Genomic DNA, 18,416 nt, shown 5'->3' on the forward strand with positions numbered 1-18,416 from the left:
AGGTTTATTCTACAGGCCATGTCCGCTGTTGATACGCGCTGTCCCAGAACATCCATTCTAATTTTGCGCCGTTCGTATAAGCCGCATGCATTTTTTCACGTGTATCTGCATCGCAGCGAGCCGCCACTCGATCAATAGTTTGAATCACGTTTTGCACAGCAGTATTGAAGTCTTCACCTGAGTAGGTATCGATCCATGCTTGGTAAGGGTTATTCGGTACAGATTGGCTGACAATGGCTTTGCCGACTTCCGCATAGATCCAAAAGCAAGGCAGGAGTGAGGCAAGGACCACAGGGTAACTTTCTGACCATGCTGTTGCCGTTAGAAACGAAGTGTAATGATGACAGGCAAGGGTCAGTGGAGTATTTTCAAACTGTTCTTTGCTGATGTTGAAACCTTGCATAAAGTCATTGTGCAGACTACGTTCCACCACGATGGCAATTTTTGCCGCTTCAGAAAACTGAATCACATCGTCGGCATCAAATGCTTTGGCTGCGCATACTGCAAGCGCACGACCATAGGCCAATAAATAATGGGCATCCTGAATGACATAGTGGCAAAAGGCATCGCGGCTTAAGCTGCCCTGAGCCAATTCCTGATTAAACGGTAGATGGAGTATCTGCTGATATAACGCGGTATTACGTTGCCAAACTTCTTCAGAAAAACGCATTGAACATTCCTGTCGTTAAAAATGAAAGACGGGTCTACACCATGATGCGATGTATTTGAGAGCCTTCATCTTAGAGTGTTTATTCAAAATGTAACGAATAATTTTTGGTTTCAATTCTGAAAAGCGGCATAATTGCGCCATAAACTTAGCTTCAAACTGGGTATTCCCTCATTTTGAAATCTTATTGAATGAATAGGTCGATCTATCATGATGAAACATTTTGGTTTCTCAATCGTCTTTACGATCGTGTGTCTTGCTATTTCTGCATATTGGGGTCTGAATCATGGCCCAAATGCGGGCGTGCAAGCCATGCTGACAGCACTGACCATTACTGCCATTTTAGCGGTGATGGAAGTATCATTGTCATTTGATAACGCTGTAGTGAATGCATCGGTACTCCGTGGTTGGGATCATTTTTGGAAAATGATTTTCTTAACCGTCGGGATCGTGATTGCTGTATTCGGTATGCGTTTGATTTTCCCAATCGTCATTGTTGCTGTAACGGCTGACATGGGGGCAATGGAAGTGGTGCAATTGGCATTGAATAATCCAATTGAATACTCTGCAAAATTGATGGCACATCATGCAGAAATTGCGGCCTTTGGTGGTGCTTTCTTATTGTTGGTGTTCCTGAACTTCTTCTTAGATGAAGGGAAAGATACCCATTGGTTCCGTTGGTTAGAGCGCCGTTTGGCCAATCTTGCAAACGTTCCTGCGATGTCCGTGTTTATTGCTCTAATTGCGTTATTGGTAATGGCAGCAAACGTGGCCGAAGTCTCTCGTCTAGCGGTAGTGATGGCGGGTATCTGGGGGATCGTGGTGTATATCGGTGTCCAAGTACTGAGTCATTTATTGGGTGGTGAACCTGAAGTTGATGAAAACGGTAATGCGGTTGGACATGACGCAAATGGCGTACCGACGGGCGTGATCAAAGCAGGTTTTGGTGGTTTCCTTTACCTTGAAGTACTCGATGCCTCATTCAGTTTTGATGGTGTGATTGGTGCATTTGCGATTACCTCTGATGTGGTAATCATTATGCTCGGTCTTGCTATTGGTGCTATGTTCGTGCGTTCGATGACCATATACTTGGTGGATAAAGGCACCTTAGATGCTTATATCTTCCTTGAACATGGTGCGCATTATGCGATTGGTGCTTTGGCCTTCATTATGTTGGCGAGTGGCACAGGTCTGCATGTCCCTGAAGTGGTAACGGGCCTGATTGGTGTGGCATTTATTGTTTGGGCGGTGATTGCCTCAATTCAATATAAAAAGCGCCAAGAAAGTCTAGGCTAATTTAAATTTGCCTGAAATCTCCCAAAAAGCGCAGCATTAGCTGCGCTTTTTATTTGTCCAATTATCAGGATATTTAAAATCAATAAAAATCCTGCTTCGTTTTAAGCTGAATGTCCTATAATCCCATTCCAAGATTAATGAATTTTTAACCAGCTATGATGAATGCTCTTGAACGACGCTCAACTTTTGCTTTGAGTAGTATTTTTGCCTTACGTATGCTGGGGCTGTTCATGATTATTCCTGTTTTCTCTGTGGCAGGTCAGCAATATGCAGGGGCTACACCGGCACTCATTGGTTTAGCGGTTGGTGTTTATGGTTTGACCCAAGCGATTTTACAGATCCCGTTTAGTCTGATTGCAGACCGTTATAGCCGGAAACCGTTGGTGGTGATCGGGCTGCTGTTGTTCGCTTTAGGCGGTGCAATTGCGGCGATGTCCGATAGTATCTATGGCGTAATTATCGGGCGTGCGATTGCTGGTGGTGGCGCTGTATCTGCGGTGGTGATGGCTTTGTTAGCCGATGTCACACGTGAAGAACAGCGTACTAAAGCCATGGCCATGATGGGGATGAGTATCGGTTTGTCCTTTGTGGTCGCATTCAGCCTTGGGCCTTGGCTCACAGGTTTAGTCGGCATCTCGGGTTTATTTTGGGTGACCACCATCATGGGACTTGCCGCGATTGCGATGTTGCTATTGGTACCGAAAGTAACGCGTCATCATAAAAATTTTCAACAAGGTTATCTGACGCAGTTAAAGCAAGTACTGAAAATGCCTGATCTAAATCGTTTACATGTTTCAGTCTTTTCATTGCATTTACTGCTCACAGCGATGTTTATCTATGTGCCGTCTCAGTTGATTGACTTTGCCAATATTCCATTACATTCACATGGTCTGGTGTATTTGCCGCTTTTGGTCGTGAGCCTGTTTTTTGCATTTCCAAGTATTATTCTGGCGGAAAAATATCGCAAAATGCGCGGCATTTTCTTGACCGCCATTGGTGGCATTATTCTAGGATTGGGCATCTTAATTTTTGGTTTCGAATCAAAATATATTTTGCTGACAGGCTTAGGTTTATTCTTTATTGCATTTAATGTGATGGAGGCATTATTACCGTCATGGTTATCGAAAGCGGCTCCAATTCAATCCAAAGCGACTGCCATGGGGGTGAACGCCAGCAGTCAGTTTCTGGGGGCATTTTTTGGTGGTATGATTGGTGGGCAACTTCTGTTGCTAAATGATACGGCAATGGGATGGGGCATCCTGACAGGGCTAGCCATTTTATGGTTGATCATTAGTTTTGGATTGGCTCAACCGCGTTATTTATCGTCTATGGTGTTTAGTTTGCCTGAAGATAAAGAAACGGATGAATGGACTTCTCAGCTTTTAGCAATTCGTGGTATTGAAGAAGTTGTGGTGATGTCTGACCAGCAAGTGGCTTATGTAAAAGTGGATAAGCAGCAGATGGATGAATCTGCGCGACAACATTTAACGCACTTGTTAGGGAAAGAGGTAGCCATTTAAGCATAACTCTTATAAAGTAAATAATAGAAACAAATAGGAAGAATACGTCTGATGCGTGGTGTAAATAAGGTCATTTTAGTTGGTACTTTAGGTCGTGACCCTGAAACAAAAACTTTCCCAAATGGTGGTTCTCTCACTCAGTTCTCAATTGCAACGAGTGATTCATGGACTGATAAAAATACAGGTGAGCGTAAAGAGCAAACAGAATGGCACCGTATTGTGTTGCATAACCGTTTAGGTGAAATTGCACAGCAATATTTGCGCAAAGGTTCTAAAGTGTATATTGAAGGTTCATTACGTACTCGTCAGTGGACAGATCAAGGCGGTCAAGAGCGTTACACGACTGAAATTCGTGGTGAACAAATGCAAATGCTTGACAATAATCGCCAACAAGGCGAACAAGGTCAAGGCGGTGATTTTGGTCAGCCTCGTTTTAATAACCAACAAGGTGGTTATAACAATAACCAAAACCAAGGTGGCTACGGTAATAACTCAAACCAAGGCGGTTATGGCAATAACCAACCGGCTCAAGGCAATAGCTATGGCAACAACAACCCAGGTGGTTTTGCGCCAAAACAACAGCCTGCACCGACACCGGCTCCTGCAGCAGCAGATTTAGATGATGACTTACCGTTTTGACACACTCTAAAGATATAGTTTTGTAAAGTTTATAAAATTATTCTTTATATATAGTAAGTTAAAAGAAAGTTTACAGATATTAGAAATAATTCTGTAAACTTTTTTATTATTTTACAGTTCAAAAGTTTTATTTGATTATCAGTAACTACATGACAATATTTGTGACTTTTACCAGTGCCCCATTAGTTCCAAGTAGTGCAGCCTGATAATAAAATACAAATTACTGTTAAAAAATAGACCTCTTTCATAAATCATTTTTACTCAATTCCGAGTTATAGATTCCTGCGATTAAACGGAATCTCAAACCCAGCCTTTTACCTCTATTTCGGTAACGTTCAGCAAGAATTTTAAAGGTCTTCAGGCGACCAAATACATGCTCGATCCCGATTCTTCTTTTGTTGATTGCCTGATTATAGATTTTGAGTTCAGGTTCCAGTTTACAGCGTCTTTTGGCTTTTAACGGCAATAGGCTATTAGGGTACACAGCATAAATTCCCTGATAGCCTTTATCTGCAAGGATAAAAGCACCTGAAGGAATCTGCTTTAAATTGCGTTTTAATAGCTCGAAATCGTGCACCATACCGCGATCAGTGCATAAACTCAGAATTTGCTGAGTTTTATAATGAATGATGGCCTGTACTTTAAAGGTATGCGTCTTTTTCTTGCCACTATAGCTTTTCTTCTGTTTTTTTAGGCCTTTGAATTGGAATTTCTGTGGCATCCACGATCACCACATTCCAGTCGATCCCTTCGCCTTCAGGCAAATTCTTCGGTAAATTAAACAGATTGGATTGAATCAGGCAATCTTCAACATGACGTACAATTCTTGAGGCTGTTGACTCTGAAACCCCGTAACTCGTAGCAACGTGAAATAAAGTTCGGTATTCCCGCCAATAGCTCAGACAGAGTAGAACCTGATCCTCCACACTTAACTTGGGTGGTCTGCCTTTAGCTGGAACATGCTTCTGCAATTGCTCAACCATTAAATAAAAGGTTGACCATGAGATGCCGGTATATCGCTTAAACTGTGTTTCAGAAAGCTTCTTCTTTGAATCAATGTATTTCATCCGCAGATTATGCATGAATGCTAAGAAAGTTAGAGTACAAATATCAATCAAAAAGGTGCTCGTTTTTTGATTTATGCAAGATGTCTAATATAAATTATATTTATTCATTACATTCTCTTAGTACTTAATTTTTTATCAATATATCAATTAAATTTTACAAATTTTGATAAATATAATTTAAACGTATAGTTTAGAAATTAATAACACTAACATTATTTAATATTCGAGAGAAATACCAATGAAAACAATTGTTAAACTAGCTTTAATGACTTCAATGTTTATAAGTGCTAGTTACTCCCACGCAAACAATAATTCTAAGGTATTTAGTCCAATGGTTGACTTAAAAAACGCTAAAAGTTTTTGTGCTGGCAGATATACGATCCAATTGCCTAAAAATGTCGAGCAGATCGCTGGTGGTGATATATTCAACTCATTCCAAATCAAGAGTAAAACTGGATCATCCGTTGCTGAATTAAATGCTGAATATGCATCATTAAAAGATTACTTTACTAGTAAAGTATCTAAAATTACTTTGGACACAGAATTAAAAATATTTGGGTCTAAGTCAGTACGTATTTTCTCAGGGAAAGCTGGAACTATTGAAGGTGCTCCTTTACAGCTTCATTTTTGGGTCTTAGATCGGAATACATTGTTCAAGTTTGAGATCCCATACATGCCAGAGAAGAAAGGTCTAGTTTTTGATGAAATGAACAAGATCATTGCGAATATCAGTGCTCGCAACAACGATACAGTTCCTTCTGAGAAAGGTGTTTGTATCTTAAATGGATTTATTAAAGATTCTGATTCACAGTTCCGAAGAAGTACACATACGATTGCATTCAAAATGAGCGATATGCCATCTGTGAGAACAAGTATGCAAGTCGATGCTGTTGCTCATCAATTGCCAGATTTAATTACTCGCACAGAAAGCAATCTAAAACGTGATGGAATTCTTCATTTAACGTACACATCATTCAAAACAATCAGAAAAGGTACAAAAAACCAAACTAGTGGTGATCAACTCACTGGATCGGAATGGGTAAGCAAAGCTCCAATGAAAGGCAGAAATGGGATTATTGCAACTTGGGAACATGCAGGAACAGCTCAGAAGATTAATGATCCAGCGGTAAAGTATGAGTTTGATTCTGGATACGATGGAAGTAATGTTCGGACTTCAGACCTTTCAGAAAAAGAAGCCCTAAAAATATATGAATCAATTCTTGAAACAATAAAAAAATTCTAGGAATAATTATGACGATTGAAAAAACTCCTATTGATAGTACTGGGGGATTGCTTCAAGTCTGTTGTGACTCCAAGCACTAATAAAACTATTTGCAATGCCGTTATTGGGCCTAAATTGGTTGTGCCTATTATTTTTATACCGGGCATCATGGGCTCAAATGTTGAACCAATGGAATCTAAGAAAGTATGGTTCCCTGCAACCGAAAGTTATTGTCGGGCATGGTTATCACATAAAGTCAAAACGCCACCATCACACTATAAACAACAGTTTACACAGGCTGCTTGGCAGACCCTCTTTATGGATATAAAGGCTTGCACCCATTGAACTTGATTGGTTTGCACGATGGAAAGGCAAAGATTGATTTAAATAACAAATCTAAAAATCCGATAGTTTTTATAAAAAAGTTCGGTTTTACCTATGGTTTGATATTTCGTATTCTAGCTTCAACAGATAAGCAATCCCTGAAATGAGTTAGAGGAATATCAAATGAGTTTAATTAATACTGAAGTAAAACCATTTAACGCTACCGCTTACCAAGACGGTCAATTTATTGAAGTTTCAGAAAAAGACTTCTACGGTAAATGGTCTGTGGTGTTCTTCTATCCTGCTGACTTTACGTTTGTATGTCCAACAGAATTAGGCGATCTTGCTGATCACTATGCTGAATTCAAAAAAATGGGTGTAGAAATTTATTCAGTATCTACTGATACACACTTCACGCATAAAGCTTGGCACGATTCTTCTGAAGAAATTAAGAAAATCGAATACCCAATGGTTGGCGATCCAACTTGGACACTTGCGAAAAACTTTGATGTTTTAATTGAAGCGGATGGTCTTGCTGACCGTGGTACTTTCGTGATCGACCCTGAAGGTAAAATCCAAATCGTTGAAATCAACGCAGGTGGTATCGGCCGTGATGCTTCTGAATTGATGCGTAAAGTAAAAGCTGCTCAATATGTACATGCACACCCAGGTGAAGTATGTCCTGCAAAATGGAAAGAAGGTGAAGCGACGCTTGCACCATCGATCGACCTAGTGGGTAAAATCTAATTTAGTGATCCAACCGTAGATTTAAAAAAGCCAGAACTCAGTTCTGGCTTTTTTTTGTGGTCTAGAACATTAAACTAAATAGCCATCATGCTCCGGAGCATAGTCACGAATTCCAGCGACTAAATAGTCAATTAATCTTTCCATGACTAGGCGCTGACCTTTTCGCGAAGCATATACCAATTGTACCGTACCGACATTTGAGCACCATTCGGGGAAGAGGTGAATTAAACGACCTGCCTCAATATCTGCTTGTACCGTTAAATACGGTAAGTCTGCGATGCCTAAACCATCGAGTACCGCATAATAAGCACCGGCTAAGTCATTGCTTTTAATCCGAGGTTGTAAGGCAATTTCAATCTGCTCTTGCTGTCCCGTATGATGCAAATGCCATTGATAGCGGTTTTTCTGTGTACCCAAAACGATACTCGGAAATTCTGTCAATTCGAAAATATGCTTTAACTCGCGTCCTTGTAAAAGTTCAGGACTAATCACTAAGCAATGCACGGTTTTAATCACGTCACGTACAATAATGCTCGAGTCTTCATTTTTACTAAAATTGGTACGAATCGCTAAATCAATGTCGTCATGCAAGACATCTACACGGCGGCTAGACAGCTCAAGTTCGACCTGAACTTTGGGATGATCTTTTAAAAATTGATTTAACAAGGGGCGAATTTGATGTTCCATCATGACCGGTGGACAACTAATTTTAACCAAGCCTTCAAGTTCACTTTTTTGCTTCAGGAGCACCTGATGCGCACATTCAACTTGTTCGATTACTTTTATGCATTCTTCATACAATTCTTGGCCTAATGTCGTGACCTTAAAGTGTCGGGTAGAACGCTGAATAAGGGTGACATTATATTTGGCTTCAAGATCTAAAATGCGTCGGCTTAATTTTGATTTTGTAATATTCGATGCTTCACTTGCAGCGCTAAAACCGCCATGTTTCACCACCAAGTAAAAGTAGTAATAATCATCAAATGAATGCATGGATCACCTTATGCAGTGAAAATTATTTCAATTCAAATCATCATACGTCAATTTATACATCAGGTATAAAAAAAGCGGCTCGAAGCCGCTTTTTACTACTGAAGGATTATTTCTTTTCAGTATTTTGCGTATAGCTGTTGATGAGGTTGCGGTAGTCCGGTATATGGTTGCCGAAAAGCGCACCTAAACCTTCAATATCATTACGCCAGTCGCGGTGTAATTCACACGCGGTACCAAACCACGTCATATGCTGCGCACCCGCTTGCGTCATACGTTGCCAAGCTGAGTCACGGGTTAAATGGTTGAATGTACCTGAAGCATCGGTCACCACAAAGACGTCAAAGTCTTCTTCTAAAGCAGACAAGGTTGGAAATGCAACACAAACCTCAGTCACTACACCGGCAATAATCAATTGCTTTTTGCCGGTTGCTTTGACGGCTTTCACAAAGTCTTCATTGTCCCAAGCATTAATTTGACCTGGGCGTGCAATATAAGGTGCGTCAGGGAACATCTCTTTGAGTTCTGGAACCAATGGACCGTTTGGACCTTGTTCAAAACTGGTGGTGAGAATCGTTGGAAGATTAAAATATTTTGCGGCTGCAGCCAGTGCGAGCACATTATTTTTAAATTTATCTGGATCAATGTCGCGAACCAATGAAAGTAGACCTGTTTGATGGTCAACTAAAAGTACCGCGGCATTATCTTTGTCTAAACGAACGTAAGGTTTGCCCCATTTTATTGTCCTCTTTCCTGTTTGCAAGTACGCAGGATCAGATGAAATCTGCGTGTTAACTAGATTTAGAATAGTTGTAAAAATGAGACAATGAAATGGGTTTAAATGAGAAGCTCAATCATAAAATTGGGATAATTCATCGTTGTATATGTCTTAAACCTTAGAATTTCGAAATTAATGCTTGGTTTTGAGTGAGGTGCAGATTGTATGTCTGAGTATTGTTCTAAATTTGAGATATAGAATGCTATCTGGATGATGGCCATCAAGTATTTCAAAGCTTAAAATAAGCGCTATGTTCATCCTATCGTATGAATATAGGAGCTAAGAAATGAAAAAAGTAATTGGTGTTTATCGTAATCAGCAAATGCATTGGGTGGGTGATGGTTTTCCAGTCAAAAGCTTATTCTCCTATGATCGTCTAGGTCAGGCCATTAGCCCATTTTTGCTTTTGGATTATGCGGCACCTTATCAGTTCGATCCCACCACTGCACAGCATGGCGTGGGTTCACATCCACATCGTGGTTTTGAAACCGTGACTATCGCCTACAGCGGTGAAGTGACTCATAAAGACTCAAGTGGTGGTGGCGGCACAATTCAAACGGGCGATGTGCAATGGATGACCGCAGGTTCGGGTTTGGTACATGAAGAATTTCATTCGCCTGAATTTGCTCAAGCAGGTGGTCTTTTTGAGATGGTTCAATTGTGGGTGAATTTACCGGCAAAAGACAAAATGACTCAGCCTCGTTATCAAGCGATCACGCGCCAAGATATTCCACGCATAGACATGGATGAAGGTGCAGGCCATATTCGGGTGATTGCCGGTGAAATGGGTGGTCACCTTGGGCCAGCACAGACCTTTAGTCCAGTGAATGTCTGGGATGGTGAGTTGAAAGCTCAATATGAAACCACCTTACATGTACCTGAAGGGCATAACACCATTTTGGTGGTCTTGAAGGGTGAGGTTGTGGTGAATGAAAGCCATAAAGTGCAAGACAGTTCGATGGTCATGTTTGCCAAAGACGATATCGCCATTCAGCTACAAGCGTTGCAGGACACACAATTTTTGTTGCTTAGCGGTGAGCCACTAAATGAGCCGATTCAAGGTTATGGCCCATTTGTGATGAATAGCAAAGCTGAAATCATTCAAGCCTTTGATGATTTCAATAACGGAAAATTTGGTGAAATTGCGCTGGCGCATGAAGCTTAAGCGAAAATCATGTCGTTGAAGTAGCCGAAAAAAAAGCCTCTGAACAGTCAGAGGCTTTTTTATTGAGCGCTGTAGTATTTATAGTTGTCATGATTTAAATATCATTTTACTTTTGATAAATTGTGATGAATTTATCACTTTCTTATGTGGCGCATCTTAGCGAGACTTGGCTTTAAAGTAAACCGAAAGTTATAAAAATGGTTAATTTAATTGTTTGGTTTTATAGGGTAATTAAAATTTTAAAGAAAAATATGTTTAAAAAACAAAGCTTAAATTGTGTGCTTTTTGACTGTAAATATTTGTAAATTTAACTTAAAAACGGCTGTACTGAAATCCATACAAAAAGTGCGAATCTGGTATTTTTTAATAGCTATTTTTAACTTCTGATCAGTCATACTTTTAAACTGTGTTTTATAGATGGAAAAGAAAATTGGAAATTGCAGTCATCGGTAGTGGCATGGCTGGGCTGGCTACCGCAAGAATTCTTAAAGACGCAGGGCATAACATTACAATTTTCGAAGCTCTGCCTGGTCGTGGTATGGATAGCCACAGCACTGAGTTTGAAGGCGGCTTGATCGATGCCCCTTTGCGTGTGATGAATCCACACCTCTGGAAAAATACCTTAAGTTTGGCGACCCATTTAGGGATTAAAACCTTCCCCGTCCGTACCTATATGGCATGCAGTTGGCTATTTGAAGATCGTACAGAAACGTGGTTGACCACCAGTCGTAGCCGTATTGGTAATTTCCCAATTATTAATAACCGTAAAGGCTTACAACAATATGGCTGGCGTTTAGTCAAAGGAATGTTGCAACTCAAAGCCGCGATCACTCGATTTTTTAAATCAAAAAATCAGGACATCACGCTTGCCGAGTTCATTAATAAAAATGAAATTGAAGAAGTATTTTGGCATGGTGCGGTCATGCCAGTGTTGTATACCATTTGCACCTGTAACCCGAAAACGATTGGCGAATGGCCTGCTAAACCGCTGTTGATTTTCTTGCGTCAATTGACCAATGGCGATGCCTTGCTGCGTATCCAAGGTGGTACACCTGCGTTGGTTGATAAACTGATTGAAGGTTTAAATATTCAAAGTGGTACGGCAATTACCAAAGTGCACGAGCAAGACAATAAAGTCTTGGTGGAAACTGAGGCCGGAGCACATCATCTATTCGATCGTGTGGTTGTTGCGACACCAACCACCAAAACGGAAGAATTTTTAGATTCAACCCAGTTTGCTGACGATATTGAGCTCTTAAAGAAATTTAAATTTGAGCAAGGTCAATTGGTGATTCACACCGATCAAACAGTGATGCCGCCGAAGCGTAAAGATTGGTCTGTACTAAGTTATATGATGGATCGTAAATTTACCCGTCAGCAATTTACCGTATGGCTCAACTCCATTGAGCCGAGCTTGGTGGGTAAAACCCCTGTGTTCCAAACCTGGCAGCCAGTGACACCGATTGATCCTAAAAAAGTGATCTCTTCGGTCAGTTTGACACGTGCAGTGGTGGATTCACATACCGTGGCGCTGAATAAAGAGTTACAGCAACGACATTTATCCCCTGAACGTAAAGTCTTCTTCTGTGGTTCATGGTCTTGTGACGGTCTGCCGATTTTAGAGTCTGCGGTAACGTCTGCTATGCATATTGCAGAAATTTTTGGTGCACCATTGCCGTTTGTGGGTTTAAAACCTAAAGTGGAGGTAGCCCCTCAACTCGGTTACTAACATGAAATGGCTTCAAGCAATTCGTCAGCACATCCCTAGCCATAAATATGCGATTAACAGTCGACTACTCGGAGATGATGCGGAGCTTGCTTGGAGCAATTTGGGCTATTGGAATGATGCAAAATCATCCTATCCTGCAGCCTGTCAAAAACTCGCTTTCCATCTTGCCGAATCCATTCAATTAAAATCTACAGATCGTGTTTTAGACCTTGGTTGTGGGCAGGGCGCGAGCTTGGTTTTTTGGATGGAACATTTTCAAATTCAAAACTTATCCGCAGTCGAATTGCAAACCGAATGTGTGGAAAAAATCCAAAAAAATTTAAATTCAAAAATCAAAATACAACAAGATTCATTTTTGAATTTAAAAAATATTTATCCACAAAACTGTATGGATGCCGTACTGTGTATTGATGCTGCGTATCATAGTGATTTGAATTTATTGCTTTTATCAGTTGTTAATGTTTTGAATTCAAAGGGACGCTTTGCTTTTCACTATTTGATGTTGTCCGATGCGTTTTTGAATTTAAATTCAGTGCAACGATTGAAATATCAAAGTCTGTTGAAAGCAGCAGATGTGAATTTGAAAAATTTAAATTCAAAGCAAAATTTACAACACCAAGTGCAACAGGCAGGTTTCGAAAATATCCAGATTGAAGATATCAGCGAATTCGTATTTCAGGGTTTTGCCGATTATATTCAAGAACAAAAAAGTCAGATGAGCCTGAGTCATGTGGATCAATTCAAAATCAAGATGACGGCAAAATTGTGTGAGAAGTTGTATCGAGACGGGCTGATTCGTTATGTGCAGATTAGCGCGAGGAAGCCATAAAAAAGAGGCTTTAAAAACATCAAAGCCTCACTAAAAAGCGAGGCTAAGAAATGGTGCCGGCACACGGATTCGAACTGTGGACCTACTGATTACAAGTCAGTTGCTCTACCAACTGAGCTATGCCGGCGTTGTGGAATGCATTCTACAGATTTTTTGAAGTGGTGCAAGTTAAAAAAACAGCAAATCGAATGTAATTTATACGTTTGATTTATTCAGCATTCGACCGATGTTTGGCTCTAAAAACCAGAGAAATAAAAATAGGTAATGTTTCGCCCACAAGATGTAGGCGAAAAAATAGGATGGGTGAGCGTTGAGTGCTATTTCATTCTTAAAATTTGGTCTAGATCCTGTGCGCATTCTTCAAGTGTATATGCCATCTCCAGTTGCATTTGGGGGCGGAGTTCATTGGCGAGCTTTCGCCATTCGTCAATCAGACGCTGTGCTTTTTGAATTTTATGTTTATTGATGTCTTTGGCAAGGGTTGGGGTATAGCCACCACGTTTGGCGTTCTTGATCTGCTTAACATAATTCTGGCTGTTATTCATGTTCTCTCCCGAATAGCAGTGATATATGAAATGTGTTTTTTAAGTTTTTCGTTGATCAAGTTAAAAGTACCGCAATCGCGTTTCAGTTCTATGATGTTTAAATTAATGAATAATTTTTTGAATAGTACCTATATTGAGAGGATGATTTATTTTTAGCATAGGCTTAAGTAATTGTCTTTAGAATATAAAATTTGTATTTGTAAATATACGTGTACTTATTGCTGCCAATAAAAAATCCATAAGTCGTGCATTAGGAAAAAAACGTGTGATTGAAATCCGTCAATCAGGACTTAAATACTGTGAAGTTATTGAGCTAAACAAATAGAAGATCAATTAGGGGGATATTTAATATTGAGAACAATAAAATTAAAAAAGGCCTAAATTTTATCAATTTAGACCTTCATTCTGCTTGGCATTGCAGTTTATTCTGGCGAAAGAGGGAGTCATATTTTTGTATTAAGCATATGATAATTAATTAAAATAAAAAATTATATTTTTATTTTACCCCCATTTTTACCCCCAATTAGATCGAGGTGGCGGTGTTCTTTTAAGTTCATGGAACCATAGAACAATTATAAGGTTATTTCACATACATTTTTCAAAATGACATGTTAATAGTAGTCCACTAAATGATTCTCAGATGTACTGTGTCGTTATACTGATAGGTGTTTGTGTTAGTGAGTTACTACAAGCACACTGGGAAGAATTTGATCTGGAATGGCGTAAGTAGGATATTCCTGAGGAGCGTATGAAGAACCGATTGCCACATCGTGTGCCATTGACGGACATGATGATTGAGGAGCTGCAGGCTTTAAGACTTACTTACAATCAGGAACTGCTTTTTCCACATCGTTTGGATAACAAAGAACCTATGCGTAGTGAGTCTATTTTGGCGGTGATCAAGCGTTCAGGCAATGCAGGAAGAATGACCACACATGGTTTTAGATCTCTATTCAGTACAGTCGTAAACGAATCAAATTTATTTAATCCCGATGCCATTGAAAGGCAGCTTGCTCATGTGCCTCAAAATAGAATTCGCTCGGCATATAACCGAGTGCAATATTAGGATGAGCGGGTGAGGTTGATGGAGTGGTATGGGGAGCAGGTGAAAAGGTGGATTACTCAGTAATTAGCCTTTCCTTTTTCATTACACATTTCCTTTTTATACGCCTCATTAATTAGTTTCTCTAGAACTTCGGTTTCAGAAATGTTTTTGAAATGTGCTAATTTTTCTAAAAACTTTTTCGATTCTTTCTTTAATGGTAAATGATAACTTTTTTTAGGGTTATCTTTATTTTTCCTTCTAAAAACATTTTGCTGCCAAGCTTTTTTAAGTTTATTTAAATCATTAATATATTTTTCTTCATTATAAATATATAAATCATCAAAATATGCATAAATATATTCTTGATGTAATTCATGGGTATCAATATGAATTTTAGGAAAAACTGAATATCTAAAATTTTTATCAATATAATTTACAGACCATTCAGTAAAATCTTTATTATTAATATATTTTTCTAAATTCTTTCTTTCATTCTTAATCTCTCTATAGTCGGCTATATATTTATTTAATACTAAGTCTATCTCGTCTACTCCCCCTAGTTTTTCTTTATATATAAAAATAATTACTAAGAAAAAAATATATGGATTGTGAATTTGTTTATATGTCCTTGAACCGGTGATTAAGGATATTCTGTGTTCGCTTGAAAATCTGTTAACTAGAAACCAGCATAATCTATGGCTAGTTTTTAATGAGTTAAGATCAGTTTTTAATAAGTACTTCTCCTTTTTATTATTATATTTATCTATAATTAAATTAAGGCTCTCTTCTTCAAATGTTAATAGAGTATTTTTTATATATTCATATAGAAGTTCAAAAGAAGAATATTTGTTGAAAAAATCTAATAAGTAACGCTGCGGGTGATTATCCTCATTATCTAAATTCCAAGCAATCCATACATAATCACACTTATTAAAACCTCTTAAAAAATTATTAATTAAAAAATCTTTCTCATTATGGGAATTTATAGATCTTAGAGCCATTTTTTAAAAGATATCCGTAGTATTTCTTGTAGTATTTATACTAGTATTTAAGCAAGTGTTTTTCAATACTAAAGTTATGGCAGATTCCTATAAATCATAGCCTATACGCATTTTTTTACTAGTTATTATTAGAGTTAAGCTTAACTCTAGCTTTTTTGAGACTAGAGCCTGCATGAATTTAAGCGTAGAGCAGGGAGGAAATGTTTTTCATGTGGGGAAGGGATGCTGTACTACAGGAGGAATTTGGACTCCCTAGAGCTTTGGTTATTAATCTAATCGTTTATTAGCTAACACCCTATTGAAAAGTAAACGTATACATATACTGAATTCCCTATACCTATGTAACTATCACACACATAGGTTTAAACATGAGAAATTTATTTAATCAGGCACAACTTACACTTGATATTGAGAACTTCTTAAAATGTCTAAAAAGAAGAAGTAGGGAATGGGATGGATTCTATTCACAGCTTACTAATCTGTTATTAGACTTTAATGATATTTATGATCCTGATGATGAATACCCAGGTTATCTTCAGTTCTTTATTATTCTGATATATGACTTACAAAGCATAGACTCTGATGAAGTTGATCTTAAAAATGAATTGGAATCGATTGGGTATAGAGAATTGAGATCGGACTTTTTGAAGTTATCTAAAAGTTTCGAAAGAGATTATGAAATTATCGAAAAACAGAAAGATGAAAATAAAATTGAAGTGCAGAAATATTGTGAGTCAATAATTGGTAAATATAGCCGAATATTAGTTGCTCGGGTGGACTTGGGTTATTTGCAAGAATATTCTAATCGAATCAGAGTTGAAGATATTTATAAGGACTTAGATGTACTACTTAATCGTATCCAAAATAAAGATGGCATATTTAAACATGTGGTCGGGTATATATGGGGAGTGGAGCAAGGCGGTAAAAGTAAAGGTTTTCACTGTCACTTAGCAATCATTTATGATAATGCCTATCGTGATGGAAGCGCAGCATATTGGGGAGATGAAATTATTGAGTTATGGAGGGATATTACTAGAGGTTATGGTCAAGGCTATAATTGCTGGAACCGGGAACGTGTAGCGAAACTTCGAAGAGAGAATAAGCTGGGGATTGGTGTAATCTATCGTCGTGATTCAACCCAAGTGACAAATTTCATTGAGGCAATGGAATACCTTACTGATCATCACAAACGTACCCTTCAATACTTACGAGTTAAACCGAGAGGACGAAGAGTATTTGGTAAAGGTCAGTTAATAACGCAATATGATAGACGCTAAATGAAAATAATCTCAGATATACATTATCTAGATGAAAACGAGTTTTTTAACTTTGCAAGGCTTGCCAATCGGTGAGCCTTTGTCATTTCTAGAGGTATATATTATGAGTTTAAATTGTCCTTATTGTTTTTCCGATCAGGTTATTCAAGTGGTTAATCAGCAGGTGAGTGGATCTGAGTCTACAGGTCTAGCAGCATCAGCTTCGTTCGCAACCATCGGTGCATCCATTTCTAAAAGCTTTCCATTGCCTATATCCCCACTGCTTGGCGGGCTTGCAGGTGCGGTCATTGGTGGTCTATTTAGCAGCGTGTTTGATGAGTCTAAAAAGCCAATCACTATGACCTACTATCACTGTAATCAATGTCAGCAGAACTTCCGCTAATAACCTAGGAGATAAGAACGATGGCACATCAAATCGAACAAATCGCCTATGTTGGCGAAACCCCTTGGCATTGTCTCGGTAATCAGCTGAGTCCGAAACAACCACTGGAAGTCTGGGCGCAGCAAGCCGGGATGGATTGGCGGATTGAATCCTCCGATGTCAGCTATATGGCGCAGAATGAACGTGGTCAGAGCATCATCATGCCATTTGAAGAACAGCGAGTGTTGTATCGCTCAGATACCCATGCACCCTTGTCTGTGGTCAGTCAGCGTTATCAGGAAGTTCAGCCTAAAGAGATTCTGGAGTTCTACCGAGATCTGACAGAGCAATCTGGCTTTGAGTTAGAAACCGCAGGGGTTTTGAAAGGTGGGAAGAAGTTCTGGGCGTTGGCACGTACAGGTCAAAGTTCCGCTTTAAAGTCTAAGGATGTCAGTAATGGTTATATCCTGCTGGCTACTGCGTGTGATGGCTCCTTGGCAACGACAGCACAGTTCACAAGTATCCGGGTGGTCTGTAGCAACACTTTAGCTATTGCGCTACGTGGGCAGAGCAGTAGTGCTGGAGTAGTGAAGGTCCCACATAGTACCAAGTTTGACGCAGAGAAAGTGAAACAACAATTGGGTATTTCAGTGCATGCATGGGATGAGCACATGTATGAGATGAAACAGCTCACACAGCGTAAGGTGAGTCAGCAGGAAGCCAAAGCTTATTTTGATGCCGTATTCAATAATAGCACCATGTCAATTTCCGATCCTGAAGAAAACATCATTCAGTTCTATCGTAATGTCGCGCAGCAAGCTCAGGAGAAAAAGCCTGAACCGAATGGTCGTGCTATGAATAAAGCTTTAGAGATGTTTAATGGGCAAGGACGCGGTGCTGACCTGTCATCCGCCAAAGACACTGCTTATGGCTTACTGTGTTCGATCACGGAATTTGTGGATCATGAACGACGTGCCATGAGTACAGATCACCGTCTTGACTCAGCTTGGTTCGGTGCAGGTGCGGGTGTGAAACAACGAGGATTAGAGCAAGCACTTGCTTTGATCGCCTGAAATTAACTGTCTCACTCATGTTGATCAAGTCACCCCAAACAAATGCTCATCAGAGCACTCATGTAACCCCTTTCAATTAAAACAGCAAACAAATCGCCATACCCGACCTCGTGTCGGGTATGGCTTTTTTATGCATTTCTT

Annotated in this window: 18 protein-coding genes, 1 tRNA gene and 1 pseudogene; 12 read left to right on the forward strand and 8 right to left on the reverse strand. The window is 39.3% G+C overall.

Features of this window, described 5'->3' with window-relative positions:
• Window positions 1-4 precede the first annotated feature (4 nt).
• On the reverse strand, window positions 5-670 hold the full coding sequence (tenA, locus tag MST16_RS00960; RefSeq protein ID WP_078193179.1) for a thiaminase II: 666 nt from the start codon (window positions 668-670) through the stop codon (window positions 5-7).
• Between the two features lie 207 nt (window positions 671-877).
• On the opposite strand from tenA, the gene MST16_RS00965 reads away from it, so the two are divergent.
• From MST16_RS00965 to ssb, 3 genes are all read left to right on the forward strand, one after another.
• Window positions 878-1,963 (forward strand): DUF475 domain-containing protein, encoded by a 1,086-nt coding sequence (locus MST16_RS00965; RefSeq protein WP_180010617.1) that lies wholly within the window; start codon window positions 878-880, stop codon window positions 1,961-1,963.
• A 155-nt stretch (window positions 1,964-2,118) separates the two neighbouring features.
• Complete coding sequence (locus MST16_RS00970) at window positions 2,119-3,483, forward strand: MFS transporter (RefSeq protein ID WP_111884498.1); 1,365 nt, start codon at window positions 2,119-2,121, stop codon at window positions 3,481-3,483.
• Between the two features lie 51 nt (window positions 3,484-3,534).
• A complete protein-coding gene (gene ssb, locus MST16_RS00975) occupies window positions 3,535-4,122 on the forward strand; it encodes a single-stranded DNA-binding protein (protein ID WP_078190523.1) in 588 nt (195 codons plus the stop codon).
• A gap of 244 nt (window positions 4,123-4,366) precedes the next feature.
• Here ssb and MST16_RS00980 read toward each other — a convergent pair whose 3' ends face one another.
• Together MST16_RS00980 and MST16_RS00985 are read right to left on the reverse strand one after the other, a co-directional pair.
• A complete protein-coding gene (locus MST16_RS00980; RefSeq protein WP_218946159.1) occupies window positions 4,367-4,843 on the reverse strand; it encodes a transposase family protein in 477 nt (158 codons plus the stop codon).
• A complete protein-coding gene (locus MST16_RS00985) occupies window positions 4,791-5,189 on the reverse strand; it encodes a transposase family protein (RefSeq protein WP_180010615.1) in 399 nt (132 codons plus the stop codon). Before MST16_RS00985 ends, MST16_RS00980 begins: the two co-directional genes overlap by 53 nt.
• A 238-nt stretch (window positions 5,190-5,427) precedes the next feature.
• Here MST16_RS00985 and MST16_RS00990 point away from each other — a divergent pair, with 238 nt between their 5' ends.
• The gene (locus tag MST16_RS00990) at window positions 5,428-6,432 is read left to right on the forward strand and encodes a T6SS immunity protein Tli4 family protein (protein WP_180002755.1); all 1,005 of its coding nucleotides are present in this window, start codon (window positions 5,428-5,430) and stop codon (window positions 6,430-6,432) included.
• Between the two features lie 486 nt (window positions 6,433-6,918).
• On the forward strand, window positions 6,919-7,482 hold the full coding sequence (ahpC, locus tag MST16_RS00995) for an alkyl hydroperoxide reductase subunit C (RefSeq protein WP_078190520.1): 564 nt from the start codon (window positions 6,919-6,921) through the stop codon (window positions 7,480-7,482).
• Between the two features lie 69 nt (window positions 7,483-7,551).
• Here ahpC and MST16_RS01000 read toward each other — a convergent pair whose 3' ends face one another.
• Window positions 7,552-8,475, reverse strand: coding sequence for a LysR substrate-binding domain-containing protein (locus tag MST16_RS01000; protein WP_168378962.1), 924 nt, complete (start codon window positions 8,473-8,475; stop codon window positions 7,552-7,554).
• A 106-nt stretch (window positions 8,476-8,581) separates the two neighbouring features.
• Complete coding sequence (gene ycaC, locus MST16_RS01005) at window positions 8,582-9,214, reverse strand: isochorismate family cysteine hydrolase YcaC (protein WP_180010645.1); 633 nt, start codon at window positions 9,212-9,214, stop codon at window positions 8,582-8,584.
• Window positions 9,215-9,536: 322 nt separating this feature from the next.
• On the opposite strand from ycaC, the gene MST16_RS01010 reads away from it, so the two are divergent.
• The 3 genes from MST16_RS01010 to MST16_RS01020 all read left to right on the forward strand — a co-directional run bounded on the left by MST16_RS01010 (window position 9,537) and on the right by MST16_RS01020 (window position 12,973).
• Window positions 9,537-10,415 (forward strand): pirin family protein, encoded by an 879-nt coding sequence (locus MST16_RS01010; RefSeq protein ID WP_078190517.1) that lies wholly within the window; start codon window positions 9,537-9,539, stop codon window positions 10,413-10,415.
• A 430-nt stretch (window positions 10,416-10,845) separates the two neighbouring features.
• Window positions 10,846-12,144: an FAD-dependent oxidoreductase gene (locus MST16_RS01015; RefSeq protein WP_180010613.1), complete on the forward strand. Its 1,299-nt coding sequence runs from the start codon at window positions 10,846-10,848 to the stop codon at window positions 12,142-12,144.
• 1 nt (window position 12,145) lies between these two features.
• Entirely contained in the window at window positions 12,146-12,973 is an 828-nt protein-coding gene (locus MST16_RS01020; RefSeq protein WP_180010611.1) for a cyclopropane-fatty-acyl-phospholipid synthase family protein, read from the forward strand.
• Window positions 12,974-13,024: 51 nt separating this feature from the next.
• Here MST16_RS01020 and MST16_RS01025 read toward each other — a convergent pair.
• Window positions 13,025-13,100: transfer RNA gene (locus MST16_RS01025), tRNA-Thr, on the reverse strand.
• A gap of 190 nt (window positions 13,101-13,290) precedes the next feature.
• The gene (locus MST16_RS01030) at window positions 13,291-13,518 is read right to left on the reverse strand and encodes a hypothetical protein (RefSeq protein ID WP_078190515.1); all 228 of its coding nucleotides are present in this window, start codon (window positions 13,516-13,518) and stop codon (window positions 13,291-13,293) included.
• Window positions 13,519-14,170: 652 nt separating this feature from the next.
• Between MST16_RS01030 and MST16_RS01035 the strand changes: the two are divergent.
• Window positions 14,171-14,647 (forward strand): annotated as a pseudogene (locus MST16_RS01035) (tyrosine-type recombinase/integrase); the annotation flags it as partial.
• On the opposite strand, the gene MST16_RS01040 reads toward MST16_RS01035, so the two are convergent.
• Entirely contained in the window at window positions 14,641-15,564 is a 924-nt protein-coding gene (locus tag MST16_RS01040; RefSeq protein WP_168378966.1) for a hypothetical protein, read from the reverse strand. The pseudogene MST16_RS01035 and the gene MST16_RS01040 overlap by 7 nt on opposite strands.
• 368 nt (window positions 15,565-15,932) lie before the next feature.
• Here MST16_RS01040 and MST16_RS01045 point away from each other — a divergent pair, with 368 nt between their 5' ends.
• The 3 genes from MST16_RS01045 (at window position 15,933) to MST16_RS01055 (ending at window position 18,275) form a co-directional block, all read left to right on the forward strand.
• Window positions 15,933-16,841 carry an inovirus-type Gp2 protein gene (locus MST16_RS01045; RefSeq protein ID WP_180010609.1) on the forward strand — a complete coding sequence of 303 codons (909 nt, stop codon included), beginning with the start codon at window positions 15,933-15,935 and terminating at the stop codon, window positions 16,839-16,841.
• 103 nt (window positions 16,842-16,944) lie between these two features.
• Complete coding sequence (locus MST16_RS01050; protein WP_180010607.1) at window positions 16,945-17,223, forward strand: hypothetical protein; 279 nt, start codon at window positions 16,945-16,947, stop codon at window positions 17,221-17,223.
• A gap of 20 nt (window positions 17,224-17,243) precedes the next feature.
• A complete protein-coding gene (locus MST16_RS01055) occupies window positions 17,244-18,275 on the forward strand; it encodes a DUF932 domain-containing protein (protein ID WP_180010605.1) in 1,032 nt (343 codons plus the stop codon).
• The last annotated feature ends 141 nt before the right edge of the window (window positions 18,276-18,416 follow it).

Origin of the sequence: Acinetobacter sp. YH16040_T (assembly GCF_024605785.1) — a bacterium.
In the GTDB taxonomy this organism is placed as follows: Bacteria; Pseudomonadota; Gammaproteobacteria; order Pseudomonadales; family Moraxellaceae; genus Acinetobacter; species Acinetobacter amyesii.

What these genes read in the sequence shown, in the direction of transcription:
- tenA (WP_078193179.1), bottom strand. Translation starts at nt 670, where the DNA reads ATGCGTTTTTCTGAAGAAGTTTGGCAACGTAATACCGCGTTATATCAG.
- MST16_RS00965 (WP_180010617.1), top strand. Translation starts at nt 878, where the DNA reads ATGATGAAACATTTTGGTTTCTCAATCGTCTTTACGATCGTGTGTCTT.
- MST16_RS00970 (WP_111884498.1), top strand. Translation starts at nt 2,119, where the DNA reads ATGATGAATGCTCTTGAACGACGCTCAACTTTTGCTTTGAGTAGTATT.
- ssb (WP_078190523.1), top strand. Translation starts at nt 3,535, where the DNA reads ATGCGTGGTGTAAATAAGGTCATTTTAGTTGGTACTTTAGGTCGTGAC.
- MST16_RS00980 (WP_218946159.1), bottom strand. Translation starts at nt 4,843, where the DNA reads ATGCCACAGAAATTCCAATTCAAAGGCCTAAAAAAACAGAAGAAAAGC.
- MST16_RS00985 (WP_180010615.1), bottom strand. Translation starts at nt 5,189, where the DNA reads ATGAAATACATTGATTCAAAGAAGAAGCTTTCTGAAACACAGTTTAAG.
- MST16_RS00990 (WP_180002755.1), top strand. Translation starts at nt 5,428, where the DNA reads ATGAAAACAATTGTTAAACTAGCTTTAATGACTTCAATGTTTATAAGT.
- ahpC (WP_078190520.1), top strand. Translation starts at nt 6,919, where the DNA reads ATGAGTTTAATTAATACTGAAGTAAAACCATTTAACGCTACCGCTTAC.
- MST16_RS01000 (WP_168378962.1), bottom strand. Translation starts at nt 8,475, where the DNA reads ATGCATTCATTTGATGATTATTACTACTTTTACTTGGTGGTGAAACAT.
- MST16_RS01010 (WP_078190517.1), top strand. Translation starts at nt 9,537, where the DNA reads ATGAAAAAAGTAATTGGTGTTTATCGTAATCAGCAAATGCATTGGGTG.
- MST16_RS01020 (WP_180010611.1), top strand. Translation starts at nt 12,146, where the DNA reads ATGAAATGGCTTCAAGCAATTCGTCAGCACATCCCTAGCCATAAATAT.
- MST16_RS01030 (WP_078190515.1), bottom strand. Translation starts at nt 13,518, where the DNA reads ATGAATAACAGCCAGAATTATGTTAAGCAGATCAAGAACGCCAAACGT.
- MST16_RS01040 (WP_168378966.1), bottom strand. Translation starts at nt 15,564, where the DNA reads ATGGCTCTAAGATCTATAAATTCCCATAATGAGAAAGATTTTTTAATT.
- MST16_RS01045 (WP_180010609.1), top strand. Translation starts at nt 15,933, where the DNA reads ATGAGAAATTTATTTAATCAGGCACAACTTACACTTGATATTGAGAAC.
- MST16_RS01050 (WP_180010607.1), top strand. Translation starts at nt 16,945, where the DNA reads ATGAGTTTAAATTGTCCTTATTGTTTTTCCGATCAGGTTATTCAAGTG.
- MST16_RS01055 (WP_180010605.1), top strand. Translation starts at nt 17,244, where the DNA reads ATGGCACATCAAATCGAACAAATCGCCTATGTTGGCGAAACCCCTTGG.